At 67.6% G+C, this 18860-nt stretch carries 11 protein-coding genes; 9 read left to right on the forward strand and 2 right to left on the reverse strand.

Annotation, left to right across the window (positions count from 1 at the left end):
- Nucleotides 1-181 precede the first annotated feature (181 nt).
- The 5 genes from LTV02_RS04005 to LTV02_RS04030 all read left to right on the forward strand — a co-directional run bounded on the left by LTV02_RS04005 (nucleotide 182) and on the right by LTV02_RS04030 (nucleotide 10984).
- Nucleotides 182-4432, forward strand: coding sequence for a HAMP domain-containing protein (locus tag LTV02_RS04005; protein WP_233038577.1), 4251 nt, complete (start codon nucleotides 182-184; stop codon nucleotides 4430-4432).
- Nucleotides 4432-7020: a SpoIIE family protein phosphatase gene (locus LTV02_RS04010; RefSeq protein WP_233038578.1), complete on the forward strand. Its 2589-nt coding sequence runs from the start codon at nucleotides 4432-4434 to the stop codon at nucleotides 7018-7020. The genes LTV02_RS04005 and LTV02_RS04010 overlap by 1 nt, the downstream gene beginning before the upstream one ends.
- Nucleotides 7021-7401: 381 nt before the next feature.
- Complete coding sequence (locus LTV02_RS04015; protein WP_233038579.1) at nucleotides 7402-7788, forward strand: cupredoxin domain-containing protein; 387 nt, start codon at nucleotides 7402-7404, stop codon at nucleotides 7786-7788.
- A gap of 65 nt (nucleotides 7789-7853) precedes the next feature.
- Entirely contained in the window at nucleotides 7854-8903 is a 1050-nt protein-coding gene (locus LTV02_RS04020) for an ion transporter (protein WP_233038580.1), read from the forward strand.
- 149 nt (nucleotides 8904-9052) lie between these two features.
- Nucleotides 9053-10984: a YhgE/Pip domain-containing protein gene (locus LTV02_RS04030; RefSeq protein ID WP_269821606.1), complete on the forward strand. Its 1932-nt coding sequence runs from the start codon at nucleotides 9053-9055 to the stop codon at nucleotides 10982-10984.
- Here the strand turns inward: LTV02_RS04030 and LTV02_RS04035 are convergent.
- Entirely contained in the window at nucleotides 10967-11596 is a 630-nt protein-coding gene (locus LTV02_RS04035; RefSeq protein WP_233038581.1) for a TetR/AcrR family transcriptional regulator, read from the reverse strand. The two genes, LTV02_RS04030 and LTV02_RS04035, sit on opposite strands and share 18 nt — an antisense overlap.
- A gap of 198 nt (nucleotides 11597-11794) precedes the next feature.
- Between LTV02_RS04035 and LTV02_RS04040 the strand changes: the two genes are divergently transcribed.
- From LTV02_RS04040 to LTV02_RS04055, 4 genes are all read left to right on the forward strand, one after another.
- A complete protein-coding gene (locus LTV02_RS04040) occupies nucleotides 11795-13372 on the forward strand; it encodes a flavin-containing monooxygenase (RefSeq protein WP_233038582.1) in 1578 nt (525 codons plus the stop codon).
- A 32-nt stretch (nucleotides 13373-13404) separates the two neighbouring features.
- On the forward strand, nucleotides 13405-14952 hold the full coding sequence (locus tag LTV02_RS04045) for a flavin-containing monooxygenase (protein ID WP_233038583.1): 1548 nt from the start codon (nucleotides 13405-13407) through the stop codon (nucleotides 14950-14952).
- 63 nt (nucleotides 14953-15015) lie between these two features.
- Nucleotides 15016-15942 (forward strand): SDR family NAD(P)-dependent oxidoreductase, encoded by a 927-nt coding sequence (locus tag LTV02_RS04050; protein WP_233038584.1) that lies wholly within the window; start codon nucleotides 15016-15018, stop codon nucleotides 15940-15942.
- 28 nt (nucleotides 15943-15970) lie between these two features.
- On the forward strand, nucleotides 15971-16876 hold the full coding sequence (locus tag LTV02_RS04055; RefSeq protein WP_233038585.1) for an SDR family NAD(P)-dependent oxidoreductase: 906 nt from the start codon (nucleotides 15971-15973) through the stop codon (nucleotides 16874-16876).
- A gap of 89 nt (nucleotides 16877-16965) precedes the next feature.
- Here LTV02_RS04055 and LTV02_RS04060 read toward each other — a convergent pair whose 3' ends face one another.
- The gene (locus tag LTV02_RS04060; protein WP_233038586.1) at nucleotides 16966-18699 is read right to left on the reverse strand and encodes a hypothetical protein; all 1734 of its coding nucleotides are present in this window, start codon (nucleotides 18697-18699) and stop codon (nucleotides 16966-16968) included.
- Nucleotides 18700-18860: the final 161 nt, after the last annotated feature.

An 18860-nucleotide genomic window follows, 5' to 3' on the forward strand; every position in this document is an offset into this window, starting at 1 on the left:
CTCACCAGCGCGGGGAGTGATTCGCGCCCGCGGGGGCGCGGCCCGTAGAGTCGTTTACGGTCAGGTGTTGACCAACCAGCACCTCACCGCCCGCCACAGGCTCGGTCGACCGCGCCGGCGGGTTGGGTCCAGCTCGGCCCGGACCGGGGTCCGGCGTGCCGAGGGGTCGGAGTGAGGTGCCATGTCTGATGCGGCGACGCCGAGTCGTCCCGTAACGCAGCACGCCGGATCGCCTGCGGACCAGGTCGAGCTGCGAAAACTGCTGGCCGGTCTGACCGCCGTGCGCGACGGCGATTTCGGCACCCGGCTGCCGGCCGACGCGGACGGTTTGCTCGGCGAGATCGCCACCGTCTTCAACGGCATGGTCGACCAGCTGTCGCTGTTCACCTCCGAGGTCACCCGGGTGGCCCGCGAGGTCGGTTCCGAGGGCCAGCTCGGCGGCCAGGCCGAGGTGCCGGGCGTCGGCGGCGTCTGGCGCGATCTCACCGATTCGGTGAACTTCATGGCCGGCAATCTGACCGCGCAGGTCCGCAATATCGCCCAGGTGACCACGGCGGTCGCGCGCGGCGATCTGAGCCAGAAGATCACCGTCACCGCCCGCGGCGAGATCCAGGAGCTCAAGAACACCATCAATACGATGGTCGATCAGCTGTCGTCCTTCGCCGACGAAGTGACCCGCGTTTCCCGCGAGGTCGGCACCGAGGGCATCCTCGGCGGGCAGGCCGACGTGAAGGGCGTCTCGGGCACCTGGCGGGATCTCACCGACTCGGTGAACTTCATGGCGGGCAACCTCACCGCCCAGGTGCGATCGATCGCGCAGGTCGCGACCGCAGTCGCGCGCGGCGATCTGACCCAGAAGATCAATGTCAATGCCCGCGGCGAGATCCTCGAGCTCAAGAACACCATCAATACGATGGTCGATCAACTGTCCTCCTTCGCCGACGAAGTGACCCGCGTTTCCCGCGAGGTCGGCACCGAGGGCCGGCTCGGCGGGCAGGCCGATGTCAAGGGCGTCTCGGGCACCTGGAAGGACCTCACCGAATCGGTGAACGTCATGGCCGACAATCTCACCGCGCAGGTGCGATCGATCGCCCAGGTCACCACCGCGGTCGCCGACGGCGATCTGACCCAGAAGATCCGGGTCGACGCCCGCGGCGAGATTCTCGAGCTGAAGGAGACCATCAATACGATGGTCGATCAGCTGTCCTCCTTCGCCGACGAGGTCACCCGCGTGGCCCGTGAGGTCGGCACCGAAGGCAATCTGGGCGGGCAGGCGACCGTGCGCGGGGCGTCGGGCACCTGGAAGGACTTGACCGACAACGTCAATGTGATGGCGTTCAACCTGACCAACCAGGTTCGCTCGATCGCGCAGGTCGCCACCGCGGTGGCGCGCGGCGATCTCGGCCAGAAGATCACCGTGGAGGCCAAGGGCGAGGTCGCGGCGCTGGCCGGGGTGATCAATACGATGGTCGACACCCTCTCCGCCTTCGCCGACGAGGTCACCCGCGTGGCCCGCGAGGTCGGCACCGAAGGCATGCTCGGCGGTCAGGCGCGGGTGCCGAACGTGGCCGGCACCTGGAAGGACCTGACCGACAACGTCAATTCGATGGCCAACAACCTGACCAATCAGGTGCGCAATATCGCGCAGGTGACCACGGCGGTGGCGCAGGGCGATCTGACCAGCAAGATCGACGTGGATGCGCGCGGGGAGATCCTCGAGCTCAAGACCACCATCAACACCATGGTCGATCAGCTGTCGGCGTTCGCCGCGGAGGTCACCCGCGTGGCCCGCGAGGTCGGCTCCGAGGGTCGGCTGGGCGGTCAGGCCGAGGTCGAAGGCGTGTCGGGCACGTGGAAACGCTTGACCGAGAACGTGAACGAGCTGGCGGGCAACCTGACCCGGCAGGTGCGCGCCATCGCCGAGGTGACCAGCGCCGTCGCCGAGGGCGATCTGACGCGGTCGATCACCGTGGAGGCCTCCGGTGAGGTGGCCGACCTGAAGGACAACATCAATTCGATGGTGGAGTCGCTGCGCGAGACCACCAAGGCGAATCAGGATCAGGACTGGCTCAAGACGAATCTGGCGCGGGTGTCGGGGCTCATGCAGGGGCCGCGCGATCTGCGGGTGGTCGCGGAACTGATCATGGATGAGCTGGTGCCGCTGGTATCGGCCCAGTTCGGTGCGTTCTATCTGGCCGACGACACCGTCGATCCGCCGGAGCTGCGGCTGCTCGGATCCTACGGCAGTCCCGAAAAGCCGGGCAGCACACCGAGTTTCACCTTCGGGCAGTCGCTGGTGGGGCAGGCCGCGCGCAGTCGCCGCACCATCGCCGTGGACGATGTGCCCGGCGACTACGTCACCATCTCCTCGGGGCTGGGCCGGACCGCGCCGGTGAATCTGCTGGTGCTGCCTATCGTGGTCGAGGATCAGGTGCTCGGCGTCATCGAACTGGCGTCGCTGCATCGGTTCACGCGTATTCACCGCGACTTCCTGGATCAGTTGATGGAGACCGTCGGCGTCAACGTCAACACCATCGTCGCGAATGCGCGCACCGACGAACTACTGGTGGAATCGCAGCGTCTCACCTCCGAATTGCAGGCCCGCTCACAGGAATTGCAGGTGCGGCAGGAGGAGTTGCAGAGCTCCAATGCCGAAATGGAGGAGAAGGCCGCGCTGCTGGCCCGCCAGAACCGCGATATCGAGGCCAAGAACCTCGAAATCGAGCAGGCGCGACAGGAATTGGAGACGCGCGCGCAGGAGCTGTCGCTGGCCTCCAAGTACAAGTCGGAGTTCCTGGCGAATATGAGCCACGAACTGCGCACGCCGCTCAACAGCCTGCTGATCCTGGCGCAGCTGCTGGCGCAGAACCCGAGCCGGAATCTGACCGCCAAGCAGGTCGAGTACGCGGGGATCATCCATTCGGCGGGTTCGGATCTGCTGCAACTGATCAACGACATTCTGGATCTGTCGAAGGTCGAAGCGGGCAAGATGGATATCGCCCCGGAACGGGTGCCGCTGCGCCGTCTGCTGGACTATGTCGAGGCCACCTTCCGGCCGCTGACCACCCAGAAGAATCTCGGCTTCCGCATCGTGACCACCGAGGGTTTGCCGCCCGATCTGCTCACCGACGATTCGCGGCTGCGGCAGGTGCTGCGCAATCTGCTCTCGAACGCGGTCAAATTCACCGAATCCGGTTCGGTGGAACTGCGTATCGGCCCGGCCGACAGTCAGGAACTGCCGCCCGCCGCGCGCCGGCACGGTCCCGCCGTGGCGTTCCGGGTGGTCGACACCGGCATCGGTATCGCCGAGCATCAGCTCGATTCGATCTTCGGCGCCTTCCAGCAGGCGGACGGGACGACCAGCCGCAAATACGGCGGCACCGGGCTCGGGCTGTCGATCAGCCGGGAGATCGCCTATCTGCTCGGCGGCGCGATCACCGCGGAGAGCGCGATCGATCAGGGCAGTACCTTCACGTTGTATCTGCCCGTCGCGCGTCCGGATTTCGTGGAGATCCCGCACGCCGAACGCGAGACCGCGCCGGCGGCGGACGCCGCGCCGGACGGCGATTCCGCTGCGCCGCAACAGCAACGGCGACTGCTGGTGGTGGAGGACCGCCCGCAGGGGCTGCTGTCGCTGGTCGCGCAGAGCGCGGTCGCGGACCTGGCCGATCGCGACGATCCCCGGGGTCCCGTGCAACTCGTCAGCGCGGTCGGGGTGCAGGAAGCCGCGGCGGCCCTGGACGCCGAGGCGTTCCACTGCGTGGTGCTGGCGCTCGACATGCCCGGCGATCATGCGCTGCGCTTTCTCGACATCCTGGACGCCGATCCGGCGTGCGGCGGTATCCCGGTGCTGGCGCACATCCGGCGCCTCGGCGGCGAACACGAGCGGCTGCTGCAGGAGCGCACCGTGCGCCGGCCGCTGGAATTGCTGTCGAGCCTGGATGAACTGCGTGAGCGAATCGCCTTGCACGTCACCGCCGAAGCGCCCGGCGACGTCCTGCCCCTGGTGCGCGCCGAGCAGGCCGAAGCGCCCGCGCCGCAGCAGCCCGCCGGTGAATTGGCCGGGCGCACCGTGCTGATCGTCGATGACGACGCACGGAATCTGTTCGCGCTCAGCAGCATTCTGGAATTGCACGGCATCGGCGTGGTGCATGCGGAGAACGGCCGCGAGGGTATCGACAAACTGGTCGCTCACCCCGAAGTGGATCTGGTGCTGATGGACGTCATGATGCCCGAAATGGACGGCTACACCGCGACCGCCACCATCCGCGACATCCCCCGCTACGCCCATCTGCCGATCATCGCCGTCACCGCCAAGGCCATGCCCGGCGACCGCGACAAGAGCCTGGCCGCCGGCGCCAACGACTACGTCACCAAACCGGTCGACGCCGACGTCCTCCTCGGCTGCATACAACACTGGCTGAGCGTGTGATGGCCGATACCCCGCAGGACAGCGCCCACGATCCAGCGGACACCCGCCCCCCGCCTCCCGACCTCGCCCGGCTCGCCGCCACCGTCGACCGCCTCCGCACCGAAATCGCCCGCCTGCACGCCACCGCCGACACCCGAGCCCTCCTCGAACTGGCCAAAGGCGTCCTCATAGAACGCCTGCACTGCGGCCCCGCCGAAGCCACCCGCCAACTCGCCCTCCTCTCCGAACGAGCCGGCATAACCCCCCTGGAACTCGCAGCTGACCTCATCGGCCACACCGCCCGAGACCGCCTGTCCGACACCGACATCGACGCCGCCGCAGCAGCAGCGGGTGACACCGCACCGATCGACGTGGCCGCCGCTGACGCAGTCGAAGTGGCTGCGACCGACGTCGCTGCCGTCACCGAAATCGACGGCGCCGCAGCACCTGAAGTCGATGGTGCCGCAATCGAAGGCATGGTGTTGGGTAAGGGCGCGGCTGCCGGCGAAAGTGATACGGCTGCGGTTGATGCCGAAGGCGAGGGTGGGGTTGTCGTTGCTGACGGACCGGGGGCGGATTCATCGCGTCGGGTTGCGAGCGCAGTTCGGTTGCGTACCGCCGAGAGTGGGGTACTGGCGGCTGGGAATGGTCGGCGGGTTGCCGAATCGGTTCTCTCGCATGCGGCGGGACCGTTGGGTGCGACGGCTGTGGTGATCTGGTCTGCCGGGTTCGACGGATCGTTGTCGTTGTGCGGGTATGCGGGTATCGGCAAGGCGGAAGCTGTGCGGTGGCGCTATCTGCCACCGGGGGTGGCGGCGTCCGCTGGAAAGGTGCTTTCGCAACGGGATTCGGTGTTCGTTGCCGATGTCGGTGGGTCGGGGCTGCTGCCGATCGCGGGTCGGTCCGGCAGCCGGTTCGTGGCGCCGATCCGGGTGGGCGGCAAGCTGCTCGGTGTACTCGAGGTGTGCTGGGGGCGGGTGATCGAGCGGCCGGAGTTGCGGGTGCGGCGGCAGTTGGAGGCGCTGGCGGAGCTTTGCGCGCATACGTTGGACGCGGAGCTGACCGCGCCGCAGCGGGATGAGGTGGCGCTGGGCGGGCTGGTGCGGCTGGCGGAGGATCTTTTCGATCCGGTGCTGGTGCTGCTGCCGATCCTCGACGGGGACGGCGGGGTCGTGGATTTCCGGATTCACCACGCCAACAAGTCTTTTGCCGATCCCGCGGGGCGTTCGCGGCAGCTGATCGTGGGTTCGTCCCTGCTCGAGATGTATCCGATGTCGGCCGGGCCGGGGCGGCTGTTCGAGCGGATGGAAGCGGTCTTCGCCACCGGTGCCAGCTATCGGGCCGATGCGGCGGGGCTGACCGAGTTGATCGGCCGGTCGCAATTGCCGGTGCCCGCCGCCTTGAGCATGAGCCGGCACGGGGATGCCGTGCTGCTGGTGTGCCGGGTGCAGGACGAATCGACGCGATCGGCCGAATTGCTGCGGCAGGCACAGCATCTGGGCGGGGTCGGCGGGTTCGAGGAGAACGCCGCCACCGGCGAGATCACTTGGAGCAACCAGCTTTTCGGGGTCTTCGGGCTTGCGGCGAACGCCGACCCGATACCGCTCGCTTTGCTGCCGATGCACGTCCACGAGTCGGATGCGCAAGCGGCGCAACGGTTTCTGCGAACCATCCTGCGCTATCGGCGTCCTGCCACCGCCGCGCTCCGGCTGCTGCGGCCCGACGGCGCGATCCGGCACGTCCGCGTGGTGGCCGAACCGGTGCTCGATCCGGCGGGTAATCTCCTCGCCATTCGCGGCGCCTACCAGGACGCCTCGGCACAGCACTGGACCGAGATGGCATTGTCCGCGACCCGGGATCGCCTCTCGCACACCGAGGAACACGCCGCCGAGCAGAGCCGGCTCGCCCGCCGATTGCAGGAGGCGATCATGCCGCCCGCGCAGCCCGCCATCGAGGCGCGGGAATTGCGGGTGGCGGCGCGCTATCGCCCGGCCGAGCAGGACCACCTGGTCGGCGGCGACTGGTTCGACGTACTCGTGCTGCCCTCACGCCAGGTCTTCGTCTCGGTCGGCGACATCGCGGGCCACGGCATCTCCGCCGCCACCGGAATGGTGCTGTTGCGCAACGCGTTACGCGGCCTGGCCGTTACCGGCGCCGGCCCGGGCCGCATGCTCGCCTGGCTGAATCTGGTGGCCCGCCACCCGGCCGACACCATCTTCGCGACCGCCGTGTGCGGCCTCTACGACCCGGAAACCCGGATCCTGCGCTGGGCGCGCGCCGGACACCTGCCGCCGGTCCTCGTCCGCTCCGGCGCGGCCTCGGCCCTCCCCGCCCTCGGCGGCATGATCCTGGGCGCGATGACCGAAACCCCCTACGTCGAAGGCGATATCCAGCTCGAGCCCGGCGACGTCCTCCTGCTGTACACCGATGGCCTGATCGAGCGCCGCGACCGCCGTCTCGACGACTGCGTCCGGCGACTGCTGACCGAGTCGGCCGAGTTCACCGGCACCCTGGACGACCGCCTCGATTCCCTGCTGGACAGCGGCGGCGCCGATACCGATGACGACATGTGCGTAGTGGGCATCCAGGTAGGCGGGGAGACGGAGTAACCGTCCGCCCGCTCCGGCCGCCGCAACGGCCGGAGCTGCGGATGCCGGGGCGCCCGACCAGCCGGGTCGCCGGGCCCAACAATTCAGCTCACCTTCGTGTGGCTACCACTCGCCATTGAGCAGGGCGTCGCCGTTGACGCTGCCACTGGAAGGGCTTGTGTCCTGGCAGTACCCCGCGGAGATCGGACAAACCGGAGTAAATCCGCTCGGCCCGGAACGCTGGGCCGCTTCGGCGAAACCCGGCCTGCTCCGCCTGCCGGGCCTCCATTCCGGGGTTAATGGACGATTCCCGGCCATCTGCGCAATGATGAGGAAAGGACTGGCTTTCTCCGCTGGTCAGCGTTTACGCAACGCTGAGTTCAGGAACGGGAAGGATCGACCATGAGGCGCACACACCGGGGCATTCTCGCCCTCGCCCCCGCGGCCCTGCTCGCGGCGACCGCCCTCGCCGCGCCACCGGCCCACGCGGACGTGCCGACGCTGCAACTCGGCTTCCACAACGGTTACTGCTCGACCACCGAACTCAGCGTCCCCGCCGACACCCCCTTCAACGTCGACATCGACACCAGCTTCCAATTCACCGACCAATCCGAATTCCGGATCCCCTCCCTCAAAATCCGGATCATCCTCCCCAGCGCCTACTTCAACCCTCACGCCCGCGCCGAAGTAGCCCCCCAGCCCCGCGGCTCGATTCCCTTCGAACTCATGACCCCCACCGTGTCCGGCAGCGCCGGCAAGGGCTGCTGGGGAACCATCACCGTCTGGTGAGCGCCGCGGCCGGGGTCGTAGAATCCGGCCGGAACACAGATACTTTCGCTCCGCTCGCTCTGCCGGTGATCGACTACTGCATGGTGCTGAATCAGGAGGGTTCTGTTTTGCTGCGTGAACGGGTCCGGGAACTGGTGGACGCGAATCGGTTTCAGAAGTTCATCATCGTGGTGATTCTGGTCAATGCGGTTTCGCTCGGCGCAGAGACGTCGGATTCGCTGATGTCGGTTGCGGGCGGGGTGATTTCGTTCGTGGACGCGGCGGCGCTGGTGATCTTCGTGGTGGAGATGGTGCTGAAGCTGTACGCGTATCGGCTGGACTACTTCCGTGATCCGTGGAACTGCTTCGATTTCGCGGTGATCGGGGTGGCGCTGTTGCCGGCGTCGGGTGGGTTGTCGGTGCTGCGGGCGTTCCGGATTCTGCGGGTGCTGCGGTTGGTGTCGGCTACGCCGAGTATGCGGCGGGTGGTGACGAACCTGCTCGCGGCGCTGCCCGGCATGGGTTCCATCCTCGGCCTGCTCGCCCTGGTGGTGTACGTCGCGGCGGTGATGGCGACCAAGCTGTTCGGCGATGTCACCCCCGAATACTTCGGCAGCCTCAGCACTTCCATGTGGACGCTCTTCCAGGTCATGACCGGCGAAGCCTGGCCGGATATCGCCCGCACGGTCATGGACGCCGAACCGTACGCCTGGATCTTCTTCCTCGGCTACATCCTGGTCTCCACCTTCGTCGTCCTGAACCTGTTCCTCGCCGTCATGGTCGGCGCCGCGGAAGACGTCCGCGAGGACGAGCATCGCGAACAGCACGAGCGCGGAGCCGCCACCGAAACCGCCTCCAACGCAGCGATTCTCGCCGAACTGGCGGCCCTGCGCGCCGAAGTCCACGCGCTGCGCCCGGCCCGGGAACTGGTCACGGCCGGCAGCCCTCGCGCCGCGCTGCGCCGCACCACATCCACCCGCCCCTACCTCGGCCGCCAACTCGACGACGCCGAAATAGCCGAAGCCGTCCTCCTCTACCGCGGCGGCCAGCCCATCGCCGATATCGCCGACCGCCTCGGCGCCACCCCGACCGCCGTCCGCTCCGGCCTGCAACGCCACGGCATCCGCCGCCACTGAGCCCAGCCGCATTGAAATGAAACGAGTTTCCTTCGAATTAGCACTAACTGGACGAACGACCAGGTAGCTTGGTGCCGAAATCAGCACTACGCAGGTCGGGGTTCACCGTGGCAGACAGTTCGGCATCGCTTCGTGGTCGTATCGGCGGATTGCTTCGGAAGGCCCCGGCGTCCAGGGCCGCGCGGGTGTTCGTGGTGCTGGTGCTGGTGGTGCCGACGCTGGTTTCGGCCGTGTACATGTGGATCATGTGGGATCCGGAGTTGTACTTGAAGCGGATTCCGGTGGCGGTGGCCAGTGATGACCTCGGGGCGATCTCCGAGGGCAAGGCGCAGAACATGGGGGCCGAGATTCTGGACAGTCTGGTGTCCGGTGGGGATCTGCAGTTCCATCGGGTCAGCAGCGCGGAGGCGGTGCGGGGGCTGCGGGAGAGCCGGTACGCGTTTTCGGTGGTGATTCCGGCGGACTTCACCCGGAATGTGCTCAGCGTGACCGATCCGGTGCCGCAGCGGGCTCGGATCGCGGTGTGGTACAACGACTTCAACGGGACATTGGGGCCGGCGGTGGCCAACAGCGTGGTGACCGAGGCGCAGGGGAAGATCGCCGCCACTATCGGCAAGGGGTTCGCGGGACAGATCCTGGTGGGGGTGAACAGCCTGGGGTCGGGGCTGGGGGAGGCGTCGCAGGGCGCGAATCAGCTGGCGGAGGGGACCACGCAGCTGGCCGATGGGGCCCGGCAGTTGTCCGCCGGGCTCGACGAGGCCGCTACGGGCGGGGTCCAGCTCGCGGCGGGCGCGGGGGAATTGCGCACCGGTGCAGCACAACTCGCCGACGGCGGGCGCGAGCTGGTAACCGGCACCGATCAACTCGGTTCGGGGGCGACGCAGATCCGGGACGGTGTCGATCAGATCCTGACGCCGCTGCTGGAAGCCCTGGAACCCGCGGGAAAGCTCGCGGGACAGCTCGATCCGCTGCTGGAACAGCTCGCCAGGAACTCCGATCCGGCCGTCGCCGAGGCCGTCACCCAGTTGCGGAGCCTCGTCGATCAGATGGGCACCGCCGACCCGAACTCACTGGTCGGCCAGCTCACCCAATTGCGCGACGGCACCAAGGAACTGGCGCGTCAGCTCACCGACCCCCAGGCCGACTACCGCGTGGGCATCCTGGCGCTGGCCGACGGCGCGAACCAATTGCGCGACGGCACAGTCGAACTCGGTACCGGCGCGACCGAACTGTCCGCCGGCCTGACTCAGCTCGCCGCCGGCGGTCACGAACTGCGCGACGGCGTCACCCAGCTCGACGACGGCGCGGCCCAGCTCGGCACCGGGTTGCGTGACGGTTCCGCCGCCGCACCGCACATCGCCGACACCGAGGCCTCCGCCGACGTCATCGCCCAGCCCATCACCATGGACATCCGCAATCAGCAACCGAGCCAGGTGGTCCGCGACGGCGACCGCGGCCACAAGGAGATCTCCCGCGGCGCGGGACCCCTGCTCGTCGTGATGGGCACCTTCCTGGCCGCCATCGTGCTCTGGATGTTGTTGCGCCCCATACGCGGTACCACCACCGGCCGCGCGCCCTGGCAGCGCGCCGCCACCCCGATCCTGCGCGCCACGGCGATCGGAACCGGTGCGGTGGCCGTCGTGGCCGCCTGCGCCGCCGCCTACGGCAGCTACCTGGGCTGGTCCCCGCGGCAATGGCCGGCCATGGCCCTGGTCATCGCCCTGATCGCGGTGGTGGCGGCCGTGACCGCCCAGCTGTTCGTGGTCCTGTTCGGCCGGGTGGCCGGCTCCATCGCCGCCTTCGCCTTCTACATGTTCCAGGTCTTCGCCTTCGGCGGCGTCTTCCCCGCCGGCACCACCCCGATGTTGTTCCGCCCCTTCGAGAACATCGCCCCGATGACCTATGCCCGCCGCGCCGTCATCCGCGCCGATCTGGCCCTCTACGACACCATGTTCTGGACCTCGATCGCCGTGCTGGTGATCATGCTCGCGGCCGCCCTCGCACTCATGGCCGGCGTCCGCTACCTGCGCGATGCCGACCTGCCCCGCGACTCCGCCCGCGTCTCACTCGGCGTCGGGTAAACCCGCCCGCGCGGCCCAGAACCGCGCGGTATCGGACAGGATCGCGGCCGAGGCATCGGCGTCCACCAGCGTCGAGGCCTGGCCGATCGCCAGCCCGATACCGGTGCTCAGAATGGCGGTGACCGCCTGCTCGACCCGCCGCGTGGCGTCGGCGTCCCGCACCTCGAGCTGTTCCAGCAGCAGCGTGCTGGCCGCGGAATTGATGAAAGTCAGTGTCCCGAGCACGGTCCCGAACTGCTCCGGATGCCGGTGCGCGACCAGCATGAACTCCGCCACCAGCAACGTCAGTTCGGTGTTCGAGCCCAGCGCGCGCCACCACGCGTCCAGCACATCCAGATTCGCGCTCAGCGCCTTGTCCGAGGCCAGTACGCTCGCCGTGAGTTCGGCGAACGCCCGCCCGTAGAAGCGTTCCAGCACCGCCTGGCACAGCGCTTCCTTGCTGGGGAAGTTCGCGTAGATCGAACCGACCGTGCGCCCCGCCGCGGCCGCGATCTCGGCCACCTTGGTGGCGTGTAACCCCTTGGCCAGGAACAATTCCTCGGCCGTATCCAGAATCAGCGCGCGCGTGCGCGCCTGCGACTCCCCGCGGGTCGGTGTCTTGCGCGGGGGCATGCACCACCCCTTCCTCACCGACCCGATACCGACCGACCTCATCCTACGATGCGCGAGATCACCGCTCGGCAGCACGATTACGTATCTGTCTCAGACAGCTATTGTATTCGGCCCGCACACCGGATAGCGTCATTATCCGAACGGCCCGCTGCCGCGAATTCACTGGCGGGCAGCGGTTCTCGATGAGGAGGACGCCCCATGGCGGACGATCTGACAGCGGCGGAACCCGATCACGAGGTGGTGGTGATCGGCGCCGGACCGGGCGGTATCGCCGCCGGCATGAAATTGAAACGGGCGGGGATCGACGACTTCGTGATCCTGGACCGCTCCGATGCCCCGGGCGGCACCTGGCAGCACTACGTGTATCCCGGCATCAGCGTGGATACGCCGGTGTTGTTCTACCAGTTCACTTTCGCGCCGAATCCGGACTGGACAAGGCTGTTCCCCTCCGGGGCGGAACTACAGGCGTATCACCTGGGGATCGCCGCCGAGAATGGCCTAGGACCGCATTTCCGGGTGAACACCGAGGTGCTGCGGGAAGTCTGGGACGATGCCGCGCACTACTGGCGGCTGCACCTGGCCGACGGCCGGGAGTTGACCGCGCGCTTCGTGATCAGCGGGGTCGGCCCGTTCATCACCCCGAAGGACGCACCCTTCCCGGGCCTGGATTCCTATCGCGGAATCGTGCAGCGTCCCGGACGCTGGAATCCGCGGCTCGAACATCGTGGCCTGCGGGTCGGAATCGTCGGAACCGGAGCCAGCGCGGTGCAGATCATCGCCGCCATCGCACCGGAGGTGCGCTCGCTGACGGTTTTCCAGCGCACCCCGCCCTGGTGCCTGCCGCGCCCCAATCCGCGCCTGGCCCCGATCCGCCCGCTGCTGCGCATTCCCGGACTGGTGCCCGCGCTGCGCCGCACGGTGTTGTCGGTGGTGGACGCCGCTTCCGAACTGGCGGTGCGCGCGGAGGTTTCGGAAGCCGGGTACGAGCGGGCGACCGGCGCTTTCGATGCCGCCTGCCGGCAGCTGTACCGCGGCTATCTGTTCACCCGGGTGCGCGACAAGCGGAACCGGGACGCGCTCATGCCCGCCTACGGTCCGCTGGTCAAGCGCCCCACCGCCAACAGCCGTTTCCTGCCCACGTTCAATCGCGACAATGTCGAGCTGGTGACCGAATCGGTGAATCACTTCACCGAGACCGGCATCGTCACCGGCTCGGGCGTCGCGCACGAATTCGACATGGTGGTCATGGCGACCGGGCACGACATGTATTCGGAGCCTTTGGATTACCAGCTCGGGCAGATCGTCGGCCGCGACGGTTTCGATCTCGCCGCCTTCTGGCGCGAGCACGGCATGCAGGCGTTCGATTCCGTTTCGGTGCCACGGGTGCCGAATCGGTTCATGCTGTCCGGACCGTATTCCTGGTACGCGGTGGACTGGCACGAGATCGTCGAGCGGGGCGCCGACCACGCCGTGCACGCCATCAGCCTGTGCCGGGAGCGGGGGATGACCGCCATGGAGGTACGGCAGGACGTGCACGACGCCTTCCACGCCGAGCAGTACCGGGCGGTGCGGCGCCTGTTCTCGCCGTACTTCGCGCGATCGGCGGCGAACGCGAAAACCAATACCTACTACCGCAATTCGCAGGGCGAGTTCCCGTTCCCGATGGTCGGCGGCGTGTTCGCGGCCGAGCGGCGCGCCCGCGACTTCCCACCCGGCGTGTACCGGTATCGCAAGATCGCCGCGCCCGTGCCCGCGCTCGTCGAAGCCGCGAGCTGACCGGAAAACCACAGGAACACAGAGGAATTCGCATGACTACAGCATTCCGGCCGGATTTCGAGGTCGCGGTGATCGGTGCGGGACCGGGCGGCATCGCCGCCGGGGTGAAACTGCGCAAGGCCGGTATCGAGGATTTCGTCATCATCGAGCGCGCCCAGGACGTGGGCGGGTCCTGGCAGGAGAACCACTATCCGGGCATCGCGGTGGATGTACCGGCCCTGGCCTATCAGTTCTCCTTCGCCCGGAATCCCAAGTGGAGCAGGTTCTTTCCGTACGGCGCGGAGGTCCGCGAGTATCACGCCGCGGTGGCGCGGCGCTTTCGGCTGTACCCGCATCTGCGCTTCGGCACCACCGTGGTGCGGGAGGAATGGGACGAGGGCAACCATTGCTGGAACCTCGAGACCGACAGCGGGGAGATCATTACCGCGCGCTTCCTGATCAGCGCGATCGGCGCGTTCGTGCGACCCAAGAAGTTCGCGGGCATTCCGGGCGCGAGCAAGTTCAAGGGCAAGGTGCAGCAGTCCACCGATTGGGACGGCGACTACGACCTCACCGGCAAGCGGGTGGCGGTCATCGGCACCGGGGCCAGTTCGGTGCAGATCGTGCCCGCCATCGCACCGCAGGTGGCCGAGCTCGCGGTGTTCCAGCGCACACCCGTCTGGTCCGTGCCCAAACCCGATGTCGCGGTTCCGCCCGCGCTGCAACGGATCTTCGCGATTCCGGGCGTGGTCGCGGCGGGGCACGGTGCGGTGCTGGTCGTGGTCGACGCGCTGCTGCGGGCGGGCACGTCCCTGCCCATGGGCGTGGTCGAGCCGACCCTGCGCGCCTTCGACCGGGCCGCCATCGCGGGCTATCGGCGTTATCTGCACCTGGTGGTGAAGGACAAGGACACCGCCGATCGATTGAGCCCGGACTACGGGCCGATCGCCAAGCGCCCCACCATGTCCAACTACGTGTTCGCCTTCAACCGCGACAATGTCCGCCTGGTCACCGAACCCATCGCCACCGTCACCGCGCGCGGCCTCGAGACCACCGACGGGGTGGAGCACAAATTCGACATGATCGTCTTCGCCACCGGTTTCGAGGTGTTCTCCGATCCGGAGACCTACCGCCCCGGCACCGTGGTGGGCCGCGACGGGTTCGATCTCGGCAAGTTCTACGCCGAGCACGGACTCCAGTCGTATCAGAGCGTCTCGCTGCCCGGGCTGCCGAACCGGTGGACCCTGGTCGGACCGTATTCGTGGACCGGCAGCGGCTGGCACGCGTTCGTGGAGATGACGGCCGACCATGCGGTGCGGGCCATTTCCGAAGCGCGGCGGCGCGGCGCGACCTCGGTGGAAGTGCGCAAGGAGGTGGCCGACGCCTATCACCGCCGGATCCACCGCAAGGCCGAGGCCCTGCGCTTCTACCTGGCCGACCTCAACGCACACGTCCCGACCTACTACCGCAACTCCCAGGGCGACACCACCTACATCCGCCCTTCGGGCTTCTTCGAAGCCCGGCGCGGCAACCGGCGTTTCCCACTCGACGACTACCGGTACGCGGCCCTGCCCGGCCGGGTCCGCGGGACCGCCGGCTAGGTGGAAACAGCCGTGACCGCATCACCGCCGCGTAGGCGAATCACGAAAGGGGCAGTGCCGCCCATGAAACCGTTCAATCCGCAACTCGCCGTGGTGACCGGAGGTGGCAGCGGTATCGGCCGCGGCACCGCCAAAGCCCTCGCCGCGCACGGGGCCACCCTGATCATCGCCGATATCGATCTCGATGCCGCGAACGACGCTGTCGCCGAAATCCGTTCCCTGGGCGGCAAAGCCGAGGCGTTCCGGCTCGATGTCGCCGACACTCCCGCCCTGGAGGCCTTCGCCGAGCAGGTGCGCGAACAGTTCGGGGTGCCGGATGTGGTGGTCAACAATGCGGGCATCCTCGTCGGTGGCCCGTTCCTCGACGTTCCGCTGGAGGACCTGGAACGCATTATCGACATCAATCTGATGGCGATGATCCACGGCTGCCGCGTCTTCGGGCAGCAGATGGTGGACCGTGGCCGGGGCGGTCATCTGGTGAACATCGCCTCCATGGCGGCATTCGGACCGGCCCCGTATACCGCGCCGTACAGCATCGGCAAATACGCGGTGAAGCATTTCAGCGAGTGCATTCGCGCCGAATTCGCTTCGCACGGTATCGGTGTCACCGCCATCTGCCCCGGCTTGATCTCCACCAACCTCGCCGAATCCACTCGCGCGGCCGCCTTCGGGGACGAGCAGATCGACCTCGGTAAGCAGATCGTCGCCAAGGGCATGTCCTTCCTGGGCATGCACCCGGACAAGGCGGGCCGCCAGATCGTGCACGCCATCCGCAAGAACATCGCGGTGGAGCCGATCCGCTTGGAAGCCCGCCTGTCCTGGCCCATCGCCCGCTATTTCCCGGGCCTGGTGCGCGCTGTCATGACGGTGGCCGCCACCCCCGACCCCAGCCGCTTGATCCGCCTCACCGAACAGCCCGCCCTGCTCGAGGCCGGTCGCAAAGTCGCCGAACGCATGCCCAAGCGCAGCAATCACGGCGTGAACGTCTGACCCGCCGCCGCTTTTCCCAGGAGCAACCATGTCCAAATTCACCGGCAAACTCGTCGTGGTCACCGGGGCGGGCAGCGGTATCGGCCGCGCCAGCGCCCGCGAATTCGCTCAGGCGGGCGCGCGCGTCATCGTCAGCGATATCAATGCCGACAGCGCCAAAGCCACCTGCACCCTCATCGAGCGCGAGGGCGGTATCGCCTTCCCCTATGCGGTCGATGTCTCCGACAAAACCGCCATGGCCGATTTCGCGGCCGACGTCCATGCCACCCACGGCATTTCGACGGTCCTGGTCAACAATGCCGGGTTCACCACGGCGGGCCCGTTCCTCGGTCACTCCGCGGCCGACTGGGATCGCATCATGGGCGTCAATTTCTGGGGCGTGGTGCACGGCAGCCGCCTGTTCGGCCGCCAGATGGTGGACGGCGGCCAGGGCGGGCGCATTCTCAATGTCACTTCCCCGGCCGCGGTCATCCCCATCACGCTGAGCACCCCCTACTGCACCAGCAAGGCGGCCGCGCAGATGCTCACCGAATGCCTGCGCCTGGAATTCGCGCGTACCAAAGTCGGTGTCACGGCGGTCCTTCCGGCTTTCATCAACACCGGCTTCTACCCGTCGGCGCAAATGGTCGGCATCGAGACCGAAATGAGCTCCCGCATGAAAGGGGTCTCGGTCCTGGCCGCCAAACTGGTGGCTCGCAGCCCGGAACGCTTGGGCCGCAACATAGTTCAGATCGCGGCCCGAAACCCGGCGATCGCCCCCACGCCCTTCGAATCCCGGCTGGCCTGCACGGCGGCCCGGCTCTCCCCGGCCGGCGCGCGGCTGGCGGCGCGCTTCATGGACACCGAGAACATCGCCACCATGGTCGACCGCCTGGTCCCCACTCCGCTGCTGCGCCGGGTGGACGAACTGGTCGACCGCTTCGCCCCGCAATAGCGGCGCGCTCGCTCGCCTGATTCGGCACTGTGCCGGACAGCGCAAGGGCCGGTGGACCTTTCGGTCTACCGGCCCCCTGTGTGTTCGGGTCAGTTCTGCGGGGTGCAGGTGTAGCGGTTGTGGCCGTTGAGGGCGTCCACCAGCCATTCCGGCCGGAAAGCCAGGGCGATGGACGGGCGGTCGGGGACGCGCAGGCACCAGTTCGGGCCGGCCGCGCCCTCGGGCGCGTACTCGCTGGCGAAGGCGCGCGAGAAGGCGTCATCGCTCTGCAACAGGCTGTCGCAGGCATCCTGGCGGGCGTCGGCGCGGCCGTAGCAGTTGAACCAGGCGGCCGAATAGCGGACCGACATGGCGGGGGACTTCACATTGCGGGGCACGCCCAGCCAGTTGATGGAATCGCCGTGGCTGCCGCTCTGGATGTTGATCCACTGCAGGGCGGCGGTCGAACCGGAATTCAGCATATTGCGGTACTTGTCGGCGGTGCCGAACGGACCGTCGGTGGGGTTGAACAGCGGCTGATAGAAGTTGGTGATGCCATAGGTGGACAGGCCGGGGATGTCGAAGTCGGCGGTCTGCATCTGGACCGGAACGTCGGAACCCATCTGCTGGAAGCCGGACATCAAGGAGGCGGAGGACACGCGGGGGAGCGGCCGCCCGTCCCAGCCGTGCCCCTTGCGCTGCCAGTCGAGATAGCTGGAAACGCCCACCGCGCCGATGGATTGGCCGTACACATTGATGTGCTCGGTGTCCATCAGATCGATCCACGGATTGCGCTGGTTCGCGCCCACGGGGGCGTACGCCGGATCCTTGCGGACCAGACGGGGCACCATCAGCACATTGTTGAGCTCGTTGTGCAGGTCGACGATCGGCGTGATGTCGTCACCGGCCACCCAGCGGATGCCGTCCTGCGCGGCCCAGCAGGTGGAGGGAGAGAAGCAGTCCGGGACCGTGAGTTGGGGCAGGAACATGTCCAGCGCGGTGCCGGGGCTGTCGGGCTGGCCGACCTGGGAGACCGTGACGCCGATGAACCCGTTGCGCACATAGGTTTCGGTGTACATGGCGATGTGGTTCATGGTCTCGCCCGCGCCCGGCATGCCGTACGCGACCGGATACTTCTGACCGGACTCGGCCGCGCCCTCGGGCAGCCACACCATGGCCGACATGGGAATGCCGCGATTGCCGACGATCTGGATCTTGTGGACCTCACCGAGTTTGAAGTCCGCGCCCGCGGTATCGCCGGCCACGCACGAGCCGGAGCGGGTTTCGTAGAACACGCTGCCGTCGGAATTCAGGCACGGGTAGCGGAACTTGGCCGACATGAAAGCCGGATTGTCGTACACGTCGTCGAGCGCGACATCCGATACCGGCGAGGAGGCATTGTCGGCGAGCCCGAAGCGGCCGTCATTGTTCCAGTCGGGCAGATAGTCCGGGTGCGGCGGGAAATTCACGCCGAGCCCTTCCAGATGCGCGAGCAGATCCCACGCCTTCTGCGCGGCGGCGGCGATCTTCTGCTGCGAATCGGGTCCGGTGTAGGTGGCCGGATTTGCCAGATCGGCGAACCCGCCCTGCCAGTTCCCGGTGATATCGGTGATGCCCGCCCGCACCAGGTACTCCAGCATGCCCGGCGTGGTCAGGTCGCGCAGCGTGCCCCCGAGAATGCCGGTGAACAGGTCACTGACCTGCTGCAACATATAGGAATTGTCCGGATTCGGATCCGGCGGCGGGGCCGGTTCGGCCCCGGCCAGCGCCCCGCCGGCGACCGACAGCGATACCGCCGTGGCCATGGCTAAGGCGGCTTTGGTCAAACGACGGGGTTGACGCACCCGATCCTCCTGCGGTCGAACATCATTGATCGTCGGTGGCCGGGAATGGCGGGAACGGAAGTCCCGCCCGCGATTCCCGAGCCTCACGCCGAGATTAAGGCGCGAAAATCCCTTGTCCGAGGACATTTGTGGCCACCGCATTGACACCTCACGCCCACCGT

Origin of the sequence: Nocardia yamanashiensis, from assembly GCF_021183565.1 — a bacterium.
In the GTDB taxonomy this organism is placed as follows: Bacteria; Actinomycetota; Actinomycetes; order Mycobacteriales; family Mycobacteriaceae; genus Nocardia; species Nocardia yamanashiensis.